At 72.3% G+C, this 16248-nt stretch carries 19 protein-coding genes; 10 read left to right on the top strand and 9 right to left on the bottom strand.

Annotation, left to right across the window (positions count from 1 at the left end; genetic code table 11):
• Positions 1–29 precede the first annotated feature (29 nt).
• Positions 30–1046, bottom strand: coding sequence for an LLM class flavin-dependent oxidoreductase (locus tag AB4091_RS20400; RefSeq protein ID WP_442294451.1), 1017 nt, complete (start codon positions 1044–1046; stop codon positions 30–32).
• A gap of 35 nt (positions 1047–1081) precedes the next feature.
• A complete protein-coding gene (locus AB4091_RS20395) occupies positions 1082–2320 on the bottom strand; it encodes a phosphotransferase (protein WP_442294449.1) in 1239 nt (412 codons plus the stop codon).
• Between the two features lie 67 nt (positions 2321–2387).
• Between AB4091_RS20395 and AB4091_RS20390 the strand changes: the two genes are divergently transcribed.
• Positions 2388–2813 (top strand): MarR family winged helix-turn-helix transcriptional regulator, encoded by a 426-nt coding sequence (locus AB4091_RS20390; protein ID WP_442294447.1) that lies wholly within the window; start codon positions 2388–2390, stop codon positions 2811–2813.
• A 9-nt stretch (positions 2814–2822) separates the two neighbouring features.
• Here AB4091_RS20390 and AB4091_RS20385 read toward each other — a convergent pair whose 3' ends face one another.
• From AB4091_RS20385 to AB4091_RS20375, 3 genes are all read right to left on the bottom strand, one after another.
• Positions 2823–3569, bottom strand: a complete 747-nt coding sequence (locus AB4091_RS20385) for a spermidine synthase (protein ID WP_442294469.1) — start codon at positions 3567–3569, stop codon at positions 2823–2825.
• A gap of 68 nt (positions 3570–3637) precedes the next feature.
• Positions 3638–4447, bottom strand: a complete 810-nt coding sequence (locus tag AB4091_RS20380) for a GNAT family N-acetyltransferase (RefSeq protein ID WP_442294445.1) — start codon at positions 4445–4447, stop codon at positions 3638–3640.
• 4 nt (positions 4448–4451) lie between these two features.
• On the bottom strand, positions 4452–4877 hold the full coding sequence (locus tag AB4091_RS20375; RefSeq protein WP_442294443.1) for a VOC family protein: 426 nt from the start codon (positions 4875–4877) through the stop codon (positions 4452–4454).
• A 50-nt stretch (positions 4878–4927) separates the two neighbouring features.
• Here AB4091_RS20375 and AB4091_RS20370 point away from each other — a divergent pair, with 50 nt between their 5' ends.
• The 6 genes from AB4091_RS20370 to purF are packed head-to-tail and all read left to right on the top strand — an operon-like array spanning position 4928 to position 9839.
• A complete protein-coding gene (locus AB4091_RS20370; protein WP_442294441.1) occupies positions 4928–5809 on the top strand; it encodes an LLM class flavin-dependent oxidoreductase in 882 nt (293 codons plus the stop codon).
• Between the two features lie 50 nt (positions 5810–5859).
• On the top strand, positions 5860–6240 hold the full coding sequence (locus AB4091_RS20365; RefSeq protein ID WP_442294439.1) for a sterol carrier family protein: 381 nt from the start codon (positions 5860–5862) through the stop codon (positions 6238–6240).
• Positions 6237–6485 (top strand): hypothetical protein, encoded by a 249-nt coding sequence (locus AB4091_RS20360; RefSeq protein WP_442294437.1) that lies wholly within the window; start codon positions 6237–6239, stop codon positions 6483–6485. The genes AB4091_RS20365 and AB4091_RS20360 overlap by 4 nt, the downstream gene beginning before the upstream one ends.
• The gene (locus tag AB4091_RS20355) at positions 6482–7666 is read left to right on the top strand and encodes a CaiB/BaiF CoA transferase family protein (RefSeq protein ID WP_442294435.1); all 1185 of its coding nucleotides are present in this window, start codon (positions 6482–6484) and stop codon (positions 7664–7666) included. Before AB4091_RS20360 ends, AB4091_RS20355 begins: the two co-directional genes overlap by 4 nt.
• Positions 7663–8250, top strand: coding sequence for an RNA 2',3'-cyclic phosphodiesterase (gene thpR / locus AB4091_RS20350; RefSeq protein WP_442294433.1), 588 nt, complete (start codon positions 7663–7665; stop codon positions 8248–8250). Before AB4091_RS20355 ends, thpR begins: the two co-directional genes overlap by 4 nt.
• Before the next feature lie 26 nt (positions 8251–8276).
• Positions 8277–9839: an amidophosphoribosyltransferase gene (purF, locus tag AB4091_RS20345; RefSeq protein ID WP_442294431.1), complete on the top strand. Its 1563-nt coding sequence runs from the start codon at positions 8277–8279 to the stop codon at positions 9837–9839.
• Between the two features lie 46 nt (positions 9840–9885).
• Here purF and AB4091_RS20340 read toward each other — a convergent pair whose 3' ends face one another.
• Positions 9886–10824, bottom strand: a complete 939-nt coding sequence (locus AB4091_RS20340) for a hypothetical protein (protein ID WP_442294429.1) — start codon at positions 10822–10824, stop codon at positions 9886–9888.
• Positions 10825–11030: 206 nt separating this feature from the next.
• On the opposite strand from AB4091_RS20340, the gene purM reads away from it, so the two are divergent.
• Positions 11031–12161 (top strand): phosphoribosylformylglycinamidine cyclo-ligase, encoded by a 1131-nt coding sequence (gene purM, locus AB4091_RS20335; protein WP_442294427.1) that lies wholly within the window; start codon positions 11031–11033, stop codon positions 12159–12161.
• A 281-nt stretch (positions 12162–12442) separates the two neighbouring features.
• Here purM and AB4091_RS20330 read toward each other — a convergent pair whose 3' ends face one another.
• On the bottom strand, positions 12443–12637 hold the full coding sequence (locus AB4091_RS20330; protein ID WP_442294425.1) for a DUF3073 domain-containing protein: 195 nt from the start codon (positions 12635–12637) through the stop codon (positions 12443–12445).
• Positions 12638–13044: 407 nt separating this feature from the next.
• Between AB4091_RS20330 and AB4091_RS20325 the strand changes: the two genes are divergently transcribed.
• Together AB4091_RS20325 and AB4091_RS20320 are read left to right on the top strand one after the other, a co-directional pair.
• Positions 13045–13236: a BldC family transcriptional regulator gene (locus tag AB4091_RS20325; RefSeq protein WP_045191048.1), complete on the top strand. Its 192-nt coding sequence runs from the start codon at positions 13045–13047 to the stop codon at positions 13234–13236.
• Between the two features lie 105 nt (positions 13237–13341).
• Positions 13342–13782, top strand: a complete 441-nt coding sequence (locus AB4091_RS20320; protein ID WP_442294423.1) for a VOC family protein — start codon at positions 13342–13344, stop codon at positions 13780–13782.
• Positions 13783–13818: 36 nt separating this feature from the next.
• On the opposite strand, the gene AB4091_RS20315 is transcribed toward AB4091_RS20320, so the two are convergent.
• Positions 13819–14478: a nucleotidyltransferase domain-containing protein gene (locus tag AB4091_RS20315; RefSeq protein ID WP_442294421.1), complete on the bottom strand. Its 660-nt coding sequence runs from the start codon at positions 14476–14478 to the stop codon at positions 13819–13821.
• A gap of 72 nt (positions 14479–14550) precedes the next feature.
• A complete protein-coding gene (locus tag AB4091_RS20310; RefSeq protein ID WP_442294419.1) occupies positions 14551–16233 on the bottom strand; it encodes a PucR family transcriptional regulator in 1683 nt (560 codons plus the stop codon).
• Between the last annotated feature and the right edge of the window lie 15 nt (positions 16234–16248).

Genomic DNA, 16248 nt, shown 5'->3' with positions numbered 1-16248 from the left:
GCCGGTGCTCGCCCTTCGTCCGTCTCCCCTCAGCGCCAGCCGAGCTCGGGCGCGAGGTGGGTCAGGACGCTCTCTATGACGTGCGCGTTGTAGTCGACACCGAGCTGGTTCGGCACCGTGAGCAGCAGCGTGTCGGCGGCAGCGATCGCCGAGTCACCGGCGAGGTCACGCACCAGCTGGTCGGGCTCACCGGCATACGTCTTGCCGAAGCGTGCGAGCCCGCCCTCGAGGTGCCCGACCTGGTCCTGGCTCGCCGTCTCACGGAAGAAGTACTGGCGGTCGAGGTCGCTGACGATCGGGAAGACGCTGCGGCTCACCGACACCCGGGGCTCGCGCTCGTGGCCCGCGGCCTTCCAGGCATCGCGGAACATCTGGATCTGCTGGGCCTGCAGCTCGTGGAAGGGCACGCCGGTGTCCTCGGTGAGCAGCGTCGAGCTCATCAGGTTCATGCCCTGCTCGGCCGTCCACTCGGCTGTCGCGCGCGATCCGGCACCCCACCAGATGCGGTCGCGCAGGCCGGGGGACTGCGGCTCGATCGGCAGGAGGCCGGGCGGGTTGGGGAACATCGGGCGCGGATTGGGTTGGGCGAACCCCTCCCCGCCGATGACGTCGAGGAAGGTACGCGTGTGGTCGCGTGCCATCGACGCGTGGTCGTCGCCCTCGGGCTGGTAGCCGAAGTAGCGGAAGCCGTCGATGACCTGCTCGGGTGACCCCCGGCTGATGCCGAGCTGGAGCCGACCGCCGGAGATGAGGTCGGCGGCCCCGGCATCCTCGGCCATGTAGAGCGGGTTCTCGTAGCGCATGTCGATCACCCCGGTGCCGATCTCGATGCGGCTCGTGCGCGCCCCGACCGCCGCGAGCAGCGGGAACGGGGAGGCGAGCTGACGCGCGAAGTGGTGCACCCTGAAGTAGGCGCCGTCGGCGCCCAGCTCCTCGGCGGCCACCGCGAGGTCGATGGACTGGAGCAGCGCGTCCGACGCAGAACGGGTCTGCGAGTGCGGTGACGGCGTCCAGTGTCCGAACGAGAGAAACCCGATGTTCTTCACACGGCGTGCAACGTCTCGCGGTGCAGAACCCTTCCTCAGGCCGGGCGGGGGGTCACGCTGGCGGTGCGGCCCGCCGGCGTCGCCGTCTGTGGATGCGTCTCCGTCTCGTCGACGAGGTCGAGCACGAACTCGGTGATGCGCGCACGCTCGGCCGCCTGCTCGAGGAGGGCGGCGTCCGGCCCGGGTCCGCCGGTGCCCCGGCCGCCACTCGACGGGTCGAGCAGGCCCTCGAGCATGAAGGAGGAGAAGCCGGAGAAGATGAGCATCTGCAGAGCGTGGGCACGGCGGACGGCGTCGAGGTGCAGGTCGCAGCCCTCGTCGCGCAGGCCGTCGACGTATGCCGGCAGGCAGGCCTGCTCGACCTCGTCGAGTGTCGCGGCGGCTCGCCGCCCGATCTGCACGTCGCCGAGGAGCAGCTGACCGAGGTCGAAGCCGAGGGGCTGGGTGCTCCAGAAGCCGAAGTCGATGAGGACGAGCTCGTCGCTGCCTGCCTGCACGAGCAGGTTGTTGGTGCAGGCGTCTCCGTGCGCCGTTCCCTCGGGCACCGTCTCGAGCCACTCGACGTACTCGTCGACCCGGTCGAGGTGGGTGAGCAGGCGTTCGCGCACGGAGGTGCCGAACGTCGCCGTGAGGACCGGGTGGCGCCAGACCTCGTCGGAGCGGAGCATCGGTGCCACCTGGGCGGGCAGCCGGCCCTCGGCGTACGACCTGACGCCACGGCGGCCGTCGGCCTCACCGATCGCCGAGAGCGGCCTGACGCGTGGGCTCGCGGCCAGGCGACCGAGCCGGCGTGCCGCGCGGGCGAGCTCGTCGACGGGCCAGTCCGATCCGACGACGTCGACCTCGCGCAGCCAGATCACGGTGGACAGGTCGTCGACCGGCCTGATGTCGACGGTCGCGGCCATGGTCAGCCCCGAGGGCAGGCGGTCGGCGAGGTCGGACGCGTAGACGAGCGGCTCGGTTCGCCACGGCACGCCGCGCTCGGCCGTGGCGCGGAACTCGGGCGGCACGGAGGCGAAGAACGGCGACCTGCTCCACGACTGCACGAGCTTGACGAAGAAGCGCACCGAGGCCGGGCCGTCAGGTGTCGCCAGGTCGGCCGTCACCCACCAGCGGCCGCCCGTCGTGATGGCGTCGAGGTCGTAGTCGACGACCTCGGCCTGCGACCCGGCCAACCGACACAGTGCGCCGTCGATGCCCAGTGCCGTGGCGGCATGCGCCAGGAGCTCATCATCGGTCACGTCAGCGGTGCCGAGGATCGTGCGGTCGCCCATCGTGTGCCCCTCCCGCGTGCACCAGGTGAGAAAGCAACTTTCCCAACTCAGATGGTAAAGTCACTTTATGACTCTGGTCAACGGTGACGTGTCGGAGGCGCACGTGCCGCGCCTCATGGGGAGCCTCTTCGAGCAGGTGCGCGCCGTCTTCGCCGGCGAGGACTGGCAGGGCCTGCGCATGTCGCACTTCCGGCTGCTCGAGCTGGTGCCGCCCGACGGGATCACCATCACCGAGCTCGCGTCGAGACTGCGCATGACGAAGCAGGGGTGCGGCCAGTTCGTCAGCCAGCTCGGCGAGTCGGGTCACCTGCGCACCGTGCCCGACCCGGCCGACCGCCGCTCACGGGTCGTGAGACGCACGGCGAAAGGAACCCGGCTGACCCGCAAGGTCGCAGCGCGCATAGCCACCGTCGAGGCCGAGTGGGCGCGGCAGGTCGGGCAGCAGCGCTACGCCGAGTTCCGCTCCACCCTGGCCGAGCTCGCCGGCCGCTGACAACAGGGCTCAGCGGACCCTCCACCGGCCTGCGTCGGGTGGTTGCGGGCTCGGCTCGCCCGTCTCGCCGAACGGCTTGGCGCCCGCCACGAGGCGGGTCAGGGCGGCCCCCTCGCGCAACCCGGTCGGCAGGTTGGCCCGGGCGACCTCCCGCCGCAGCGTCTCGACGGGGAGGGCCGATGCTCCGGCCACGAGCACCGAGTTGCCGAAGCGGCGACCCTTGAGCACCTCGTGCGTGGCGATGAGCGCGAGATGCGGGAGCGCGGTCGCCACGGTGGCGACGAGTCGGGCGACCCAGCGCATCCCGGGCTCGTCGGCGAGGTTCCAGAGGGCCACTCCCTCGGCCCGCAGCACGCGCGCCACCTCGTGGGCGTACGCCGTGCCGGCGAGCTCGGCCGGCACCCTGCCTCCCGCGTAGGCGTCGGTCACCACGACGTCGGCGGAGCCGATCTTGAGCGTCCGCACTCCGGTGAGGCCATCGACGGGACGCACACGGATGCGGTGACGGCGGGGGAGCGGGATCTCGCGGCGGACGAGGTCGGTGAGAGCGGCGTCCGGCTCCAGGACGATCTGGGGCGATCCCGGGCGCGTCGCCTCGACCCACCGCGGCAGGGTGAGGCCGGCGCCGCCGACGTGGGTCACCCCCAGCGGACCGGGCGGAAGGGCGTCGATGGCGAGGGCCAGGTGCTGGACGTACTCGAAGACGAGGAGGGTCGGGTCATCGGGCTGGACGTGCGACTGAGGCGCACCGTCCATGTGCACGGTGACGCCGCCGCGCTCGTCCCATTCGAGCGAGACCCGCTCTGCGACAGCCGGTTTCGCGGTCACGACGGTGAGAGGTCGAGCACCAGGGTGCGTTCCTCGCCGTAGCGGGCGAACCCGATGCGGCGCAGGATCGGCGACGACGTGTCGACGACGCCGTGCGTCAGGCCGAGGGTCGCGCCCGCTGCGCGTGCCACCCTCAGCCGGGCGTCGAGGACGGCGCGGTAGGCCCCGCGGCCCCGCAGCGAGCTGTGCGTGCCCCCGCCCCAGAGACGGCATACGTCGTCGGCCAGCGTGTAGCCGCCCGTGCTCGCAGGCCGGCCGTCGACGTAGGCCACCCAACGACCGCTCGAGTCGTCGCGCAGACCCTGCTCGACCTCGACGAGCGCGGTCGCCACCTGGTCGTCGGTGGGTTCGGCGCCGCCGAACGCGTCGTCGTCCACGACGATCGCATCGCGCACCGTCTGCTCGTCGGTGACGCGGCGGGTCTGCACGTCGTCGGGGATCGCCAGATCGGGCAGGTCGTCGGCGAGGGGCAGTGCGAGCACGTCCATGCGGTCGACGATGCCGGCCCCTCGGGCCAGCAGCCGCGGCTCGAGCGCGCGGGGGATCGTGAAGTCGGACAGCCGCCACCACAGGCGGTCGCGGCCCCACCCCCGAGCGACGTCGCAGATCTCGCCGATGAGCTCGGCGGCATCGCGGTCGGAGCCGAAGATGCGAGCCGAGGTCGGCGTGAGGAAGTAGTCGGGGTAGGCGACGACGAGGTACTCGTCGGTGCGGACGTGCGGTGCACCCTCGGGAACCCAGCCCCATTCGTTCGAGGCCGCGAGCACCGCGGAGGCGTCCCAGACGCGGCTCTCCTCGCGCGCCACGCCGTCAGGAGCCCATGGCCGTCGTGCCGTCGGACATGACGGGGGAGATGAGGCCGAAGACGTTGCCGTCGGGGTCGTGCAGGTAGGCGAGGCGACCGACGCCCTGCATGTCCGAGGGTGCCAGCGCCTCGGTGCCGCCCAGCTCGAGGCCCTTGGCGAAGAGGCCGTCGACGTCGTCGACCGCGACGACGAGGTTGGCGCCGTTGACCGGGCCGCCGATCTCGGGCTTCGGTCCCTGGCGCTGGGTCAGACCGCCGTTGATGCCGTGGCCGGCACCGCCCTGGTTCATCGCCTCCTCACCCGTGGTGATCGCCCAGTAGGGCATGTCGCCGAACTGCTGGAACGACCAGCCGAGGAGCGAGGCGTAGAAGTCGGCGAGGCGCTGGGGGTCCGAGCCGTGGATCTCGAAGTGGACGACGAGGTTGGACATGGAGACTCCTTCGCGAGAGCTGGTGATCCGAAACTACTACCGTCAGGGTCATGCGCTTCGGTCTCACGATCCTCCCCGAGCACTCTTGGTCCGTGGCCGCCCCGATGTGGCGTGAGGCCGAGCAGATGGGCTTCGACCACGCGTGGACCTTCGACCACGTCACGTGGGGCGGCCTGCCCGACTCCCCGTGGTTCGGCGCCGTGCCCACCCTGGCCGCCGCGGCGGCGGTGACCGACCGCATCGGCCTCGGCACGTTCGTGTCGTCGCCGAACAACCACCACCCCGTCCAGTTCATGCGCGAGGTGCTCGCGCTCGACGACATCTCGGGCGGGCGCTTCCTGCTGGGTATCGGCGCGGGGGGCGACGTCGACTCGCGCATCATGGGCGAGGACCTGCCGCTTCGTGACCGCACGGCGCGCTTCCACGAGTTCACGGGCCTGCTCGACCGGCTGCTCTCGGAGGACCACGTCGACGCAGAGGGCCGGTTCTACGGCGCTCGCGACGTGCGCACCCTGCCCGGGCCGGTCCGTGGCGGCGACACCGGCAACCGCGTGCCTCTCGTCGTGGCGGCCAACGGCCCCAAGGCGATTCGCCTCGCCGTCGAGCGCGGCGACGGCTGGATGACCTACGGGGGCAACGTCGACACCGACGACGAGTGGTGGGCCCTGGTCGCCTCGCTCAGCACGCGGGTCGACGAGGCGCTGGCCGACGCCGGTCGCGCGTCCGCCGACCTAGACCGCTACCTCAACCTCGACTCGGCCCCGACGTTCACGTTGTCGAGCGCGGGCTGCTTCGAGGACGCCGTGGGCCGCGCGGCCGACCTCGGCTTCACCGACGTGATCACCCACTGGCCGCGTCCGAGCGATCCCTACCGGGGCACCCGCGAGGTCCTCGACGAGGTCGTCTCCGACGTCATCCCCCGGCTGCGCTGAGCCCGGACACCGCTCGGGCCGCTGACACCGCCCGTCGATAGCCTTCCCGTATGCCGCCTCGTCGACGCACCCCGATCGCCGACGGTCACGCCGCGCTCGAGGCGTGCCGCGCGGCCGGGTGGGCCGCTGACCGACGCACCACGGCGACGGCCGTGCGCTACACGCTCGAGGAGCTCGCGACCATCGCCCCCGGCCGCACCGTCGAGGTGCGCGTGCCACCGCACGGCGCCGTCCAGTGCATCGAGGGCCCGGTGCACACCCGAGGCACCCCGCCCAACGTCATCGAGACCGACGCCGGCACCTGGCTGCGGCTGGCCGTCGGCGACCTCTCGTGGGACGACGCGCTCGCCGGTGCGCTCGTCCGGGCGAGTGGCCAGCGGGCCCACCTCGAGGGCCTGCTGCCGATCACCTCGCTTAGGGTGGGCGCGTGAGCCAGAGCCCGCCCCGCGTCCGTCCCGAGCGCCCCCGCATCCCGAACTTCAAGCGGTTCCTGATCACGGGTGCCGTCCTCGGGTTCGTCATCGGCGCCGTGGTCTCGTTGCGGGGGGAGGGGGTCCAGGGCTACTCCGAGACCACCGGTGCCCTCTACATCGGCGCGCTCGGTGCCCTCCTCGGCACCGGCCTGGCCGGCGTCCTCGGCATCCTGCTCGACCGGTCCGGTCGCGACCGGTCGTGACCGACCCGGCCGGTGACCGCGCCCCGAACGACACGCGGCGAACGGGCCCGCTCGCCGGCGTGCGGGTCGTCGAGCTGGCCGGCATCGGCCCCTCACCGTTCGCGGCGATGCTGCTCGCCGACCTCGGGGCCGACGTGATCCGCATCGACCGGCCCGGCAGCCCCGCGCTGCCCGTGCCCCTCGCTCCCGAGTCGGACGTGCTGCGGCGCGGACGCCCGTCGGTGCTGCTCGACCTCAAGCACCCCGACGGCCTGGCCACGGCCCTCGCCCTCGTCGAGAGGGCCGACGTGCTCGTCGAGGGCTACCGGCCCGGGGTCGCCGAGCGGCTCGGGCTCGGCCCCGACGCGTGTCTCGACCGCAACCCGGCGCTCGTCTACGGCCGGATGACCGGCTGGGGCCAGGACGGCCCGCTCGCCCAGTCCGCCGGGCACGACATCGGCTACGTCGCCATCACCGGCGCCCTGCACGCCATCGGCCGTGCCGGGGGACCGCCCCAGGTGCCGGTCAACCTCGTCGGCGACTTCGGCGGCGGGGCGCTCTACCTCGTCGTCGGCGTCCTCGCGGCGCTGCTCGAAGCCCGCACCAGCGGCCGCGGACAGGTCGTCGACGCCGCCATCGTCGACGGCACGGCGCACCTGTCGTCCCTCGTCGTCAGCCTCGTGTCGTCGGGGCTGTGGTCCGACCAGCGCGGCACCAACCTGCTCGACTCGGGCGCCCCGTTCTACGACGTCTACGAGACGAGCGACGGCGGCTGGATGGCCGTGGGCCCGCTCGAGCCGGCCTTCTACGCCGAGTTCCTGCGCCTGCTCGGCCTCGCCCACACGGCCCCCGACCGCCTCGACCCTCGACAATGGCCGGCGCTGCGTGCACTGCTCGGCGACACCTTCCGTGCCCGCACCCGCGACGAGTGGGTGGCGCTGTTCGAGGGCACCGACGCCTGTGTCGAGCCGGTGCTGTCCTACGCCGAGGCGCCCACCCACCCGCACCTCGCGGCCCGCGGCACCTACGTCGAGCACCACGGCGTGGTGCAGCCCGCGCCGGCGCCACGCTTCTCGCGCACGCCGGTCGCCCTGTCGACACCGCCGTCCATGCCTGGGGCTGACACGCGAGCTGCCCTGAGCGCGTGGGGAATCGGCCACGTTGATGACCTGATCGCGTCAGGCGTCGCGACGCAGCCATGAGGCTGTTCGTCGCCGTCGTGCCCCCCGACGAGGTCCTCGACGACCTCGAGGAGCACGTCACGCCACGTCGCGAGGCAGGCCCCGAGATCCGCTGGACCGACCGCCACCAGTGGCACGTCACGCTCGCGTTCCTCGGTTCCGTGCCCGAGGCCCGGCTCGACGACCTCACCGACGCGCTGGCCCGCTCGGCCGGCCGGCGCGACCCCCTGGTGCTGCAGCTCGCGGGCGCCGGCGCCTTTCCCAACCCGTATGCCGCCCGCGTCCTCTGGGCCGGCGTCGAGCAGGTGCGCGGCGACCTCGGTGCGGTCGCACACGGCATACGCAATGCGGCCGGCTCGGCCGGTGCCACCCCCGACGGCATGCGCTTCCACCCGCACCTCACCCTCGGGCGCTTCCACCGGCCGACCGAGGCCACCCGCTGGATCCGTGCGCTGGACCCGTGGGAGGGGCCGGCGTGGCGTGCCACCGCGCTTGCCCTCGTCGAGTCGCACCTCGGGGAGGGCCGTGGGCGGCGGCCGCGTTACGAGGTGCTGGCCGAGCTGCCCCTGCGAGGGCCGGCGGCCGCTGGACCGCGGTCGGACTGACTGCGTCGCTGTGGGACACTGGCGCGGTGGCACGTGGCGACGGTCGACTAGGTCATGACCTCCTCCCCGGCGAGAAGGGCCCGCAGGACGCCTGTGGGGTCTTCGGCGTCTGGGCCCCCGGAGAGGACGTCGCCAAGCTGACGTACTTCGGGCTCTATGCGCTGCAGCACCGCGGGCAGGAGTCGGCCGGCATCGCCACCGGTGACGGCGAGAAGATCCTCGTCTACAAGGACATGGGGCTCGTGTCGCAGGTGTTCGACGAGACCGCGCTGTCGTCCCTGCGCGGTCACATCGCCATCGGGCACACGCGCTACTCGACCACCGGCGGCTCCACGTGGGAGAACGCCCAGCCGACGCTCGGCGGCACCGGCCACAGCACGCTGGCTCTCGCCCACAACGGCAACCTGATCAACACGGTCGAGCTCAAGGCCCTCGTCGACGAGCACTTCGGCGGCGCCCGCGTCACCGGCGAGCTCGCCCGCGGCAACACCTCCGACACCGCCCTCGTGACGACGCTCCTGTCGGCCGACGAGGACAAGACGCCCGAGCAGGCGGCCCTCGAGCTGCTGCCCAAGCTGCGCGGCGCCTTCTCCTTCGTCTTCATGGACGAGACCACCCTGTATGCCGCCCGCGACCCGTGGGGCGTGCGCCCCCTCGCGCTCGGCCGGCTCGAGCGCGGCTGGGTCGTCGCCTCCGAGACCGCCGCACTGCAGACGATCGGCGCCGCTGTCATCCGCGAGGTCGAGCCCGGCGAGCTCATCGTCATCGACGAGGACGGCCTGCGCTCGCACAAGTTCGCCGAGCCCCAGCCCAAGGGCTGCGTCTTCGAGTACGTCTACCTCGCCCGCCCCGACGCCGTCATCCGCGGCCGGGTGGTGCACGAGGCGCGCGTCGAGATGGGGCGCGTCCTCGCCCGCGAGCACGCCGTCGACGCCGACCTCGTCATCGGCGTTCCCGAGTCGGGCGTGCCTGCGGCTGTTGGCTACTCGCAGGAGTCGGGCATCCCCTTCGGCCAGGGCTTCGTCAAGAACGCCTACGTCGGGCGCACCTTCATCCAGCCGTCGCAGACGTTGCGCCAGCTCGGCATCCGGCTCAAGCTCAACCCGCTCGAGCACACCATCCGCGGCAAGCGCCTCGTCGTCGTCGACGACTCCATCGTGCGCGGCAACACCCAGCGCGCGCAGATCCGCATGCTGCGCGAGGCCGGCGCACTCGAGGTGCACGTGCGCATCAGCTCGCCACCCGTGCAGTGGCCGTGCTTCTACGGCATCGACTTCGCGACGCGGGCCGAGCTCATCGCGACCGGTCTCGGGGTCGAGGAGATCCGCGCCTCGATCGGCGCCGACTCCCTCGGCTACATCTCCGAGGAGGGCATGATCGGCGCGACCAACCAGCCCGCCGACGAGCTCTGCTCGGCCTGCTTCACCGGGAAGTACCCCATCGACCTGCCCGAGGACGGCCGCATCGGCAAGCACGTGCTCGAGACGCTGCCGCTTTCGGTCCGCACCGGCCACGACCGGTCGGTCGACGTCGAGGGCGTCAGCCTCGGTGTCGGAGTCGGCGGCGAGAGCGCCCTCCGACACCCCTGACGCCCACGCGTCCCCTACCCTTCCCCCCGTTCGATGTGTTCGACGGTCACCCATGACCGCGCAACACATCGAATCGGCGGTCGAGGTGGCGGTGACCTGCCTCGACCTGGTCCAGAAAGCGCTCCGGCTCGAGACGCAGGCCGATGACGTCGATGCGCAGCACCCGGTCCCCGGTGAGCACGAGGTCGTTCTGGCGCAGGTTGTCGAGCATGACGTTGAGTCCTTCGCGGTGATGGGCGCCGTCGATCTCGACGACGAGGCCGCAGCAGTCCCAACGGACGTCGAGGTAGACCCGGCCGCGTGCTCCGTGCCGCACGACCTGACGGCTCGGCTCCGGTAGCCCGCGCTGCCGGCACCTCAGCGCGAAGTCCAGCTCGCCGAGCGACTCGACCCCGAACGCGATGTCGCGCACGACAGACCGGATGAAGGCACGGCGGGTGCGGCCCCGAACCGACCGTTGCGCGGCGGCCAACAGGCCGGGGGTCGTGAGCTTCTGTTGCACCGTCATGAGCAGGACCAGCGCAGCCTGTCTGTCCGAGACCGCCCAGTGAGCGGCCCGCACCGCGGCCACGGCGGGTCGCACCCGAGGCACGCCGTCGTCCAGGACCTCGCCGGGCACTCGTCGGATCACCTTGTGGATGGTGACTCCAGAGACGGGGGCCGTGTTGTGGTTGTGCTTGACCGACACGTGCACGCGGTCGTCGGCGTAGCCCGTCAGGCCGGCAGCCTGCAGCGCGGTCGCCCCGTCGATGGCCGCGATCGACTCGCCGACCTCCCAGACCGCACGCCACCGGCGAGCCACGAGATCCAGCAGCGCGGTGTGGACCGCCACGGTCTGCCTGCCGTGCATCTGCCACCGGCCCGACTCGACGGCTCGGCGGACGTGGATCTCACTCAGCCCAGCGGCATACAGCTGTCGGCGAGACGCCACGCCGCCCTGCGCGTCGGCGATGGTGCGAGCGGTGACGAGTCGTTGCCGGTCCATGCGTCGAGGCTGGAGGCCGACAGCGGCGCCGTCACCGGGGCAGGTCGCGGCTGTGGATGACCGCAGTGAAGGCCAAAGACCTGTGGATGCCCGCCCCCGGTTCGATGTATTGCGCGGTCACCGGCGACCGCGCAATACATCGAACCGCGGGGAGGTGGGGTGGACGGGCGTCGGGGAGGCGGCGGGGCGCCGGTAGGCTGGGGCGCGTGAGCGACGCCCCCATCACGTATGCCTCGGCCGGAGTCGACGTCGAGGCTGGTGACAAGGCCGTCGAGCTGATGAAGGCGTCGGTGCGCCGCGCGACCCGGCCCGAGGTGGTCGGTGGACTGGGCGGCTTCGCCGGCATGTTCGACGCGAGCGCCATCGCCCGGATGACCCGCCCGATCCTCGCGACGAGCACCGACGGCGTCGGCACCAAGGTCGCGATCGCGCAGGCCCTCGACATCCACGACACGATCGGCTTCGACCTCGTCGGCATGGTCGTCGACGACATCGTCGTCTGCGGGGCCGAGCCGCTCTTCATGACCGACTACATCGCGACCGGCAAGGTCGTGCCCGAGCGCATCGCTGCGATCGTCGGTGGTATCGCCCGCGCGTGTGAGGAGGCCGGCGTCGCCCTCGTCGGCGGTGAGACCGCCGAGCACCCGGGCCTGCTCGAGCCCGACGAGTACGACGTCGCCGGCGCCGCGACCGGAGTCGTGGAGTATGCCGCCGTGCTGGGTCCCCAGCGTGTCGCCGACGGTGACGTCGTGGTGGCCCTCGCGAGCAGCGGCCTGCACAGCAACGGCTACAGCCTGGTTCGCCGTGTCGTCGAGAGCGCCGGCTGGGGCCTCGACCGGCACGTCGACGACTTCGGCCGCACCCTCGGCGAGGAGCTGCTCGAGCCGACCCGCATCTACACCAAGCCACTGCTCGAGCTCATCGGCGACGACGGCCTCGACGTGCACGCCCTGAGCCACGTGACCGGCGGAGGGCTCGCAGCCAACCTGGCCCGCGTGCTGCCGACGGGCACGTTCGCCCGGGTCGACCGCTCCACGTGGACGCCGCCGGCCGTCTTCCGCACGATCCAGGATCTCGGCCGCGTGCCGCAGGCCGACATCGAGCGCACCCTGAACCAGGGCATCGGCTTCGTCGCGGTGCTGCCCGAGGCGCACGCCGACCGCGCGATCGAGCTGAGCGAGGCGCGCGGCATACGTGCGTGGCGCCTGGGAGAGGTCGCCACCGAGGAGCGGGCGCAGGCAGACGGGCTCGTCGCACGCGACGCGGAGGTCGTGCGCGGAGCCAAGGGCGTCGACGGTGGCGCCGTGCAGGTCGTGGGGGAACACCCCACCGCCTGACCCCGTCGTCGCACACGAGCTCACCTGCGAGGGAAGCTTGGGGGCGGGCCGACCTGTCGGCTCGGTGCGCCGCTCGGCAGATGCCGATGTGCCCCTGCCGTCGGCCGAGCCACCTTGGGCCACAACGACGCTCGGGGGCAGCGCGCATCATTCGATGCCGGGTATGGCTGGGCCCGCCCACCGCGTCGGGTGTGCGGGCTCTACCGTGTCAGCGCAGCACCTATCGCGCGCCGGGTGTGAACACCCGACGCACGAGGTGCAGACGGAAGGGGAGGGCGAGCTCAGCGCTCGCCCGAGACCCACTTCCCGTATTCGTCGTACTCGTCGTCGTCGACGGACTGTGGCTGGCTGGAGACGTCGCGTTGCGACGGCCCGTGCAGCTCACGCTCCAGCGCGCTCAAGTCCGTGTCAGGTGTGTAGTACTTGAGCTGCCGTGCGACCTTGGTCTGCTTGGCTTTGGCTCGGCCGCGCCCCATGGCGTGACCCCCTCGTGCGTCGTGCCGGGACGGCATCGCTCCTCGGAGAGCCGGATGGCTCCTCGATGTCTGCGTAGCGGTCCCGGGAATGTGTGTGTTCTCGTGGGGCTAACGCTACATGAGTGAGGCAAATCCTGCGCCCGCCGGACCCCCGCGCCGAGCTCGCGTTGCGGACCGTCGGGGGACACGCCGGCCAAGAGCCCCGCGAGCGTTCGTCGATCCCCCGTCGAGCCCTCCCCGCGCCCTCGGAACCCCATTACACCCCCAGGTGCGAAAGGGGGACGATTTGACTCTTTTCTGTGATTAACCGCCATTGGGCGAGTCCAGACTTTACTCTTGCTTTACCGAGCCCCGCTTGGGGCGATGCGTGTCGCTGCACCTAGCGACAGGGTGGTGGGGATATGACAATGACGACTCAGGACCGACACGAGACCGAGAAGCTGCTGACTCCTGCCGAGGTTGCGGCGCTCTTCAGAGTGGACCCGAAGACGGTCACTCGCTGGGCCAAGGCAGGCAAGCTGACGTCGATCCGGACCCTTGGTGGGCACCGGAGGTACCGCGAGTCGGAGGTGCGCGACCTTCTGGGTGGCGGCCACTGACGGGTACTGCCGCAGACGCTGGTTGGGGGCATCCAGCGCCACGGACAGGGGAGGGGCACCACGGTGTCCCTCCCCTGACTCTTTTCACCTCGTATCGTGACGGGCATGACGACCCGTCCGGACGTGTCCGCCGTCACGCTCGGGGTGCGCGACGTCGAGATCTCGCGCGCCTTCTACGTCGACGGCCTCGGCTTCCGCCAGGTGCTGCACCTGCCCGGTGAGATCAGCTTCGTGCAGGCCGGCCCGGGACTCCTGCTCGCCCTCTGGGACGTGAACCAGATGCCGAGCGAGTACGGCGACGTGGCGCACGGGGCGGCCGCACCGCCGATGTCGCTGGGTCACAACGTCGAGCGCGCCGAGCAGGTCGAGCGGCTGTATGCCGCCGCGCTCGCTGCCGGGGCCACCTCGGTCACCGCCCCCGCTGTACGCGAGTGGGGCGGGTCGAGTGCCTGCGTGGCCGACCCCGACGGCTTCCGATGGGACTTCGTGCACAACCCGAACTTCACCGTCGACGCCGACGGCACCGTGCACCTCGGCGAGGCCTGAGCCGAGGTCGGTGACCGACGACCAGCCACGCGCGCGTCAGGTCGCGGCGTCGAGCCGGGCCCTCCAAGGGTGCTCGGGGGCGTGGGTGCGCACGAAGTCGGCCAGGAAGTCGCGCTGCCGCGGGCTGAGAAGGGGAAGAGCGGCTGCGAGGTCGTCGTCGTCCTTGGGACGTCCGGTGGCCACCTTGTGGCTCAGTGCGAGCTCGGGTGCGAGGTAGCGCACGCCGTCGCGCTCCCAGGTCACGTCCTCGAGCGGTGCGCTGAACGACGGGTCACGTTTCGACTGCCACCTGCCGTCGAGGTCCTGGTTGACGACGAACTCGCAGGACCACGGGGCGAGCGCGTGCTCGCGCACCCAGACCTGGCCCGCGTGCTCGGGCATGGCTCGGCCGGGCGCGAGGTGGAGCAGCCCCTCGTCGCTCGCGGCCCACAGGTGGAAACGCGGCTCGAGGAAGGTGCGCAGGGCGGGGAGGTCCCGACGGAAGACCGACAGGTCGATGTCCTCGTGCGGCCGCGCCACCCCCGTGAACGCCTCGATGGCCCAGCCGCCGGCCACCCACCAGGGCACGTCGATCCCGTCGAGGACGTCGCGCGCCTGCGCCGGGGTCCACGGCCGCACCGGCCCGTAGATGCGCTCGAACTCCGACCCCGTCACCCAGGTGCGGGTATCGGGTCGCGACGTCGCCTGCTCGCCCATGACGGCCACGCTATCGGGGGTCCGACGATCAGACAGCCCGATGGTCCGAGCCGACTCCGTCGCCCTGCTGCCTCAGTGCCCGAGGGCGCGGAGCTGGAGTCTCAGGGCCAGACGGGTCTCCGGGTCGTGCAGGTCGAGGTCGACGACGTCGGAGAGACGCTGCATGCGGTAGCGCAGGGTGTTGGGGTGCACGTGCAGCCGTGCCGCGGCCTCACGCGGGTCGCCGGGGTGGTCGAGCCAGGCGGCCACGGTCTCGAGGTATGCCGTCTGGTGCGACTCGTCGTGGTCGCGGATCGTGCCCACCGGGCCGAGCAGCTCCTCGGTCCAGATGCCGCCGAGGGCGCGTGCGTTGGTGACGGCCGCCCAGGCCTCCTCCACGGTGGTCGTCGTGCCGGTGACGCGCCCGATGTCGCGCAGGCGCTGCACCTCGGTGGCCTCTCGGCGCGACCGGTCGAGTTCGACTGGGCGAGAGACTCGCCCGCCGGCGCTGGCCGTGGCGCTCGCCGTGACGCCGGCGACCTCCTCGACGACAGCGTGCAGCCACTCCCACGTGCCGGGTGAGGCATCGCCCGGGGCATCGCGCACCAGGGCCAGGGCGACTCCGTCGAAGATGGCGAGCAGCGGCTGGCGCCACGAACGGCGACGCGCGACCGACTCCCAGACGTCGAGCTCGCGCTCGGCGTCCCGAGGTGCTGCGGCGTCGCGGGCGCGGCCCCCGCCGGACTCCCGGGACGACGCCGACCGGCGCACGGGACCTGTGTCACCGTCGGTGCCGTGCGCACCGGAGAGCACCACGACGCGCCACGGGGCGGCCGGGAGCCAGCCCTCCGCGTCGAGGGTGTCACCGCTCAGCAGGGCACGCAGCCGGTCGGCGGAGACCCGGCGGGCCAGGTCGGCCTGCGACCTCATGCGGAGCAGGTGGAGGGCGACGACCGACGCCGTCTGCGCCAGTGAGCCCATGACGCGCTCGTCCGGCTCGTCGTCGACGACGGCCCAGATCGAGCCGAGCCACTCCGTGCCCGCCCGCACCGGCACGACGACGCGGGCCCGCAGCCCCCGCCCCGCCGGGACGAAGAACGGCTCGTCGGACCTGGCCAACCGCCTGAAGACGCCGCGTCCGCGGAGGTTGGCGATGACCTCGTCGGGCACGCGACGCCCGACGATCGTCGACACGCGCGCGGGGTCGGCGACGTCCTGGGTGGAGGAGTAGGCGAGCACCCGGGACTGGGTGTCCTCGATGGTGATCGGGGCGTCGACGAGGGCGGCGCAGGCGTCGGCGAGGGCGAAGAGCTCATCGAGCACCGGCCCCTCGGCGCGGACGGCCGGTCCGCTCGCCGCGCGGTCGAGCACGCCCCGCAGCAGCCAGACGACGTGGGCCCACGAGGCGTGGTCGGCCAGCTCGACGAGGCTGACCCCGAAGCGGGCTGCCGCGGCCCTGACCTGCTGGTGGCGCGCGGCGGCACGGCGCAGCACCACCGCGCCGGTGTCGACGGCGGCGGCGCCCTCGAGCAACGCCGCAGCCTCGGCCGGCCGCTCGACGCCCACCCCGAGGAGCAGGTCGCCGGCCTGACCGAAGACGCCGGAAGCCGGCTCGGCCAGGGTCACGTCGTCGACGGGCGGCCCGCCGGCGTCGACGACGACGGTCAGCAGACCGCCGCCGAGAGCCCCCACCAGCCGGCCGACCGGGAGGCCGACGGGGGTCGTCGACGACGTACGCGTGGCGCTGGCGCGAGAGCGTCGGGGGGCTGACGGCATACCTCATGATGACGC

Source organism: Terrabacter sp. 2RAF25, from assembly GCF_052115265.1.
Classification (GTDB): Bacteria; Actinomycetota; Actinomycetes; order Actinomycetales; family Dermatophilaceae; genus Terrabacter.
The sequence above is the reverse complement of the archived record's forward strand: the minus strand, read 5'-3'. Positions and strand labels throughout refer to the sequence as shown.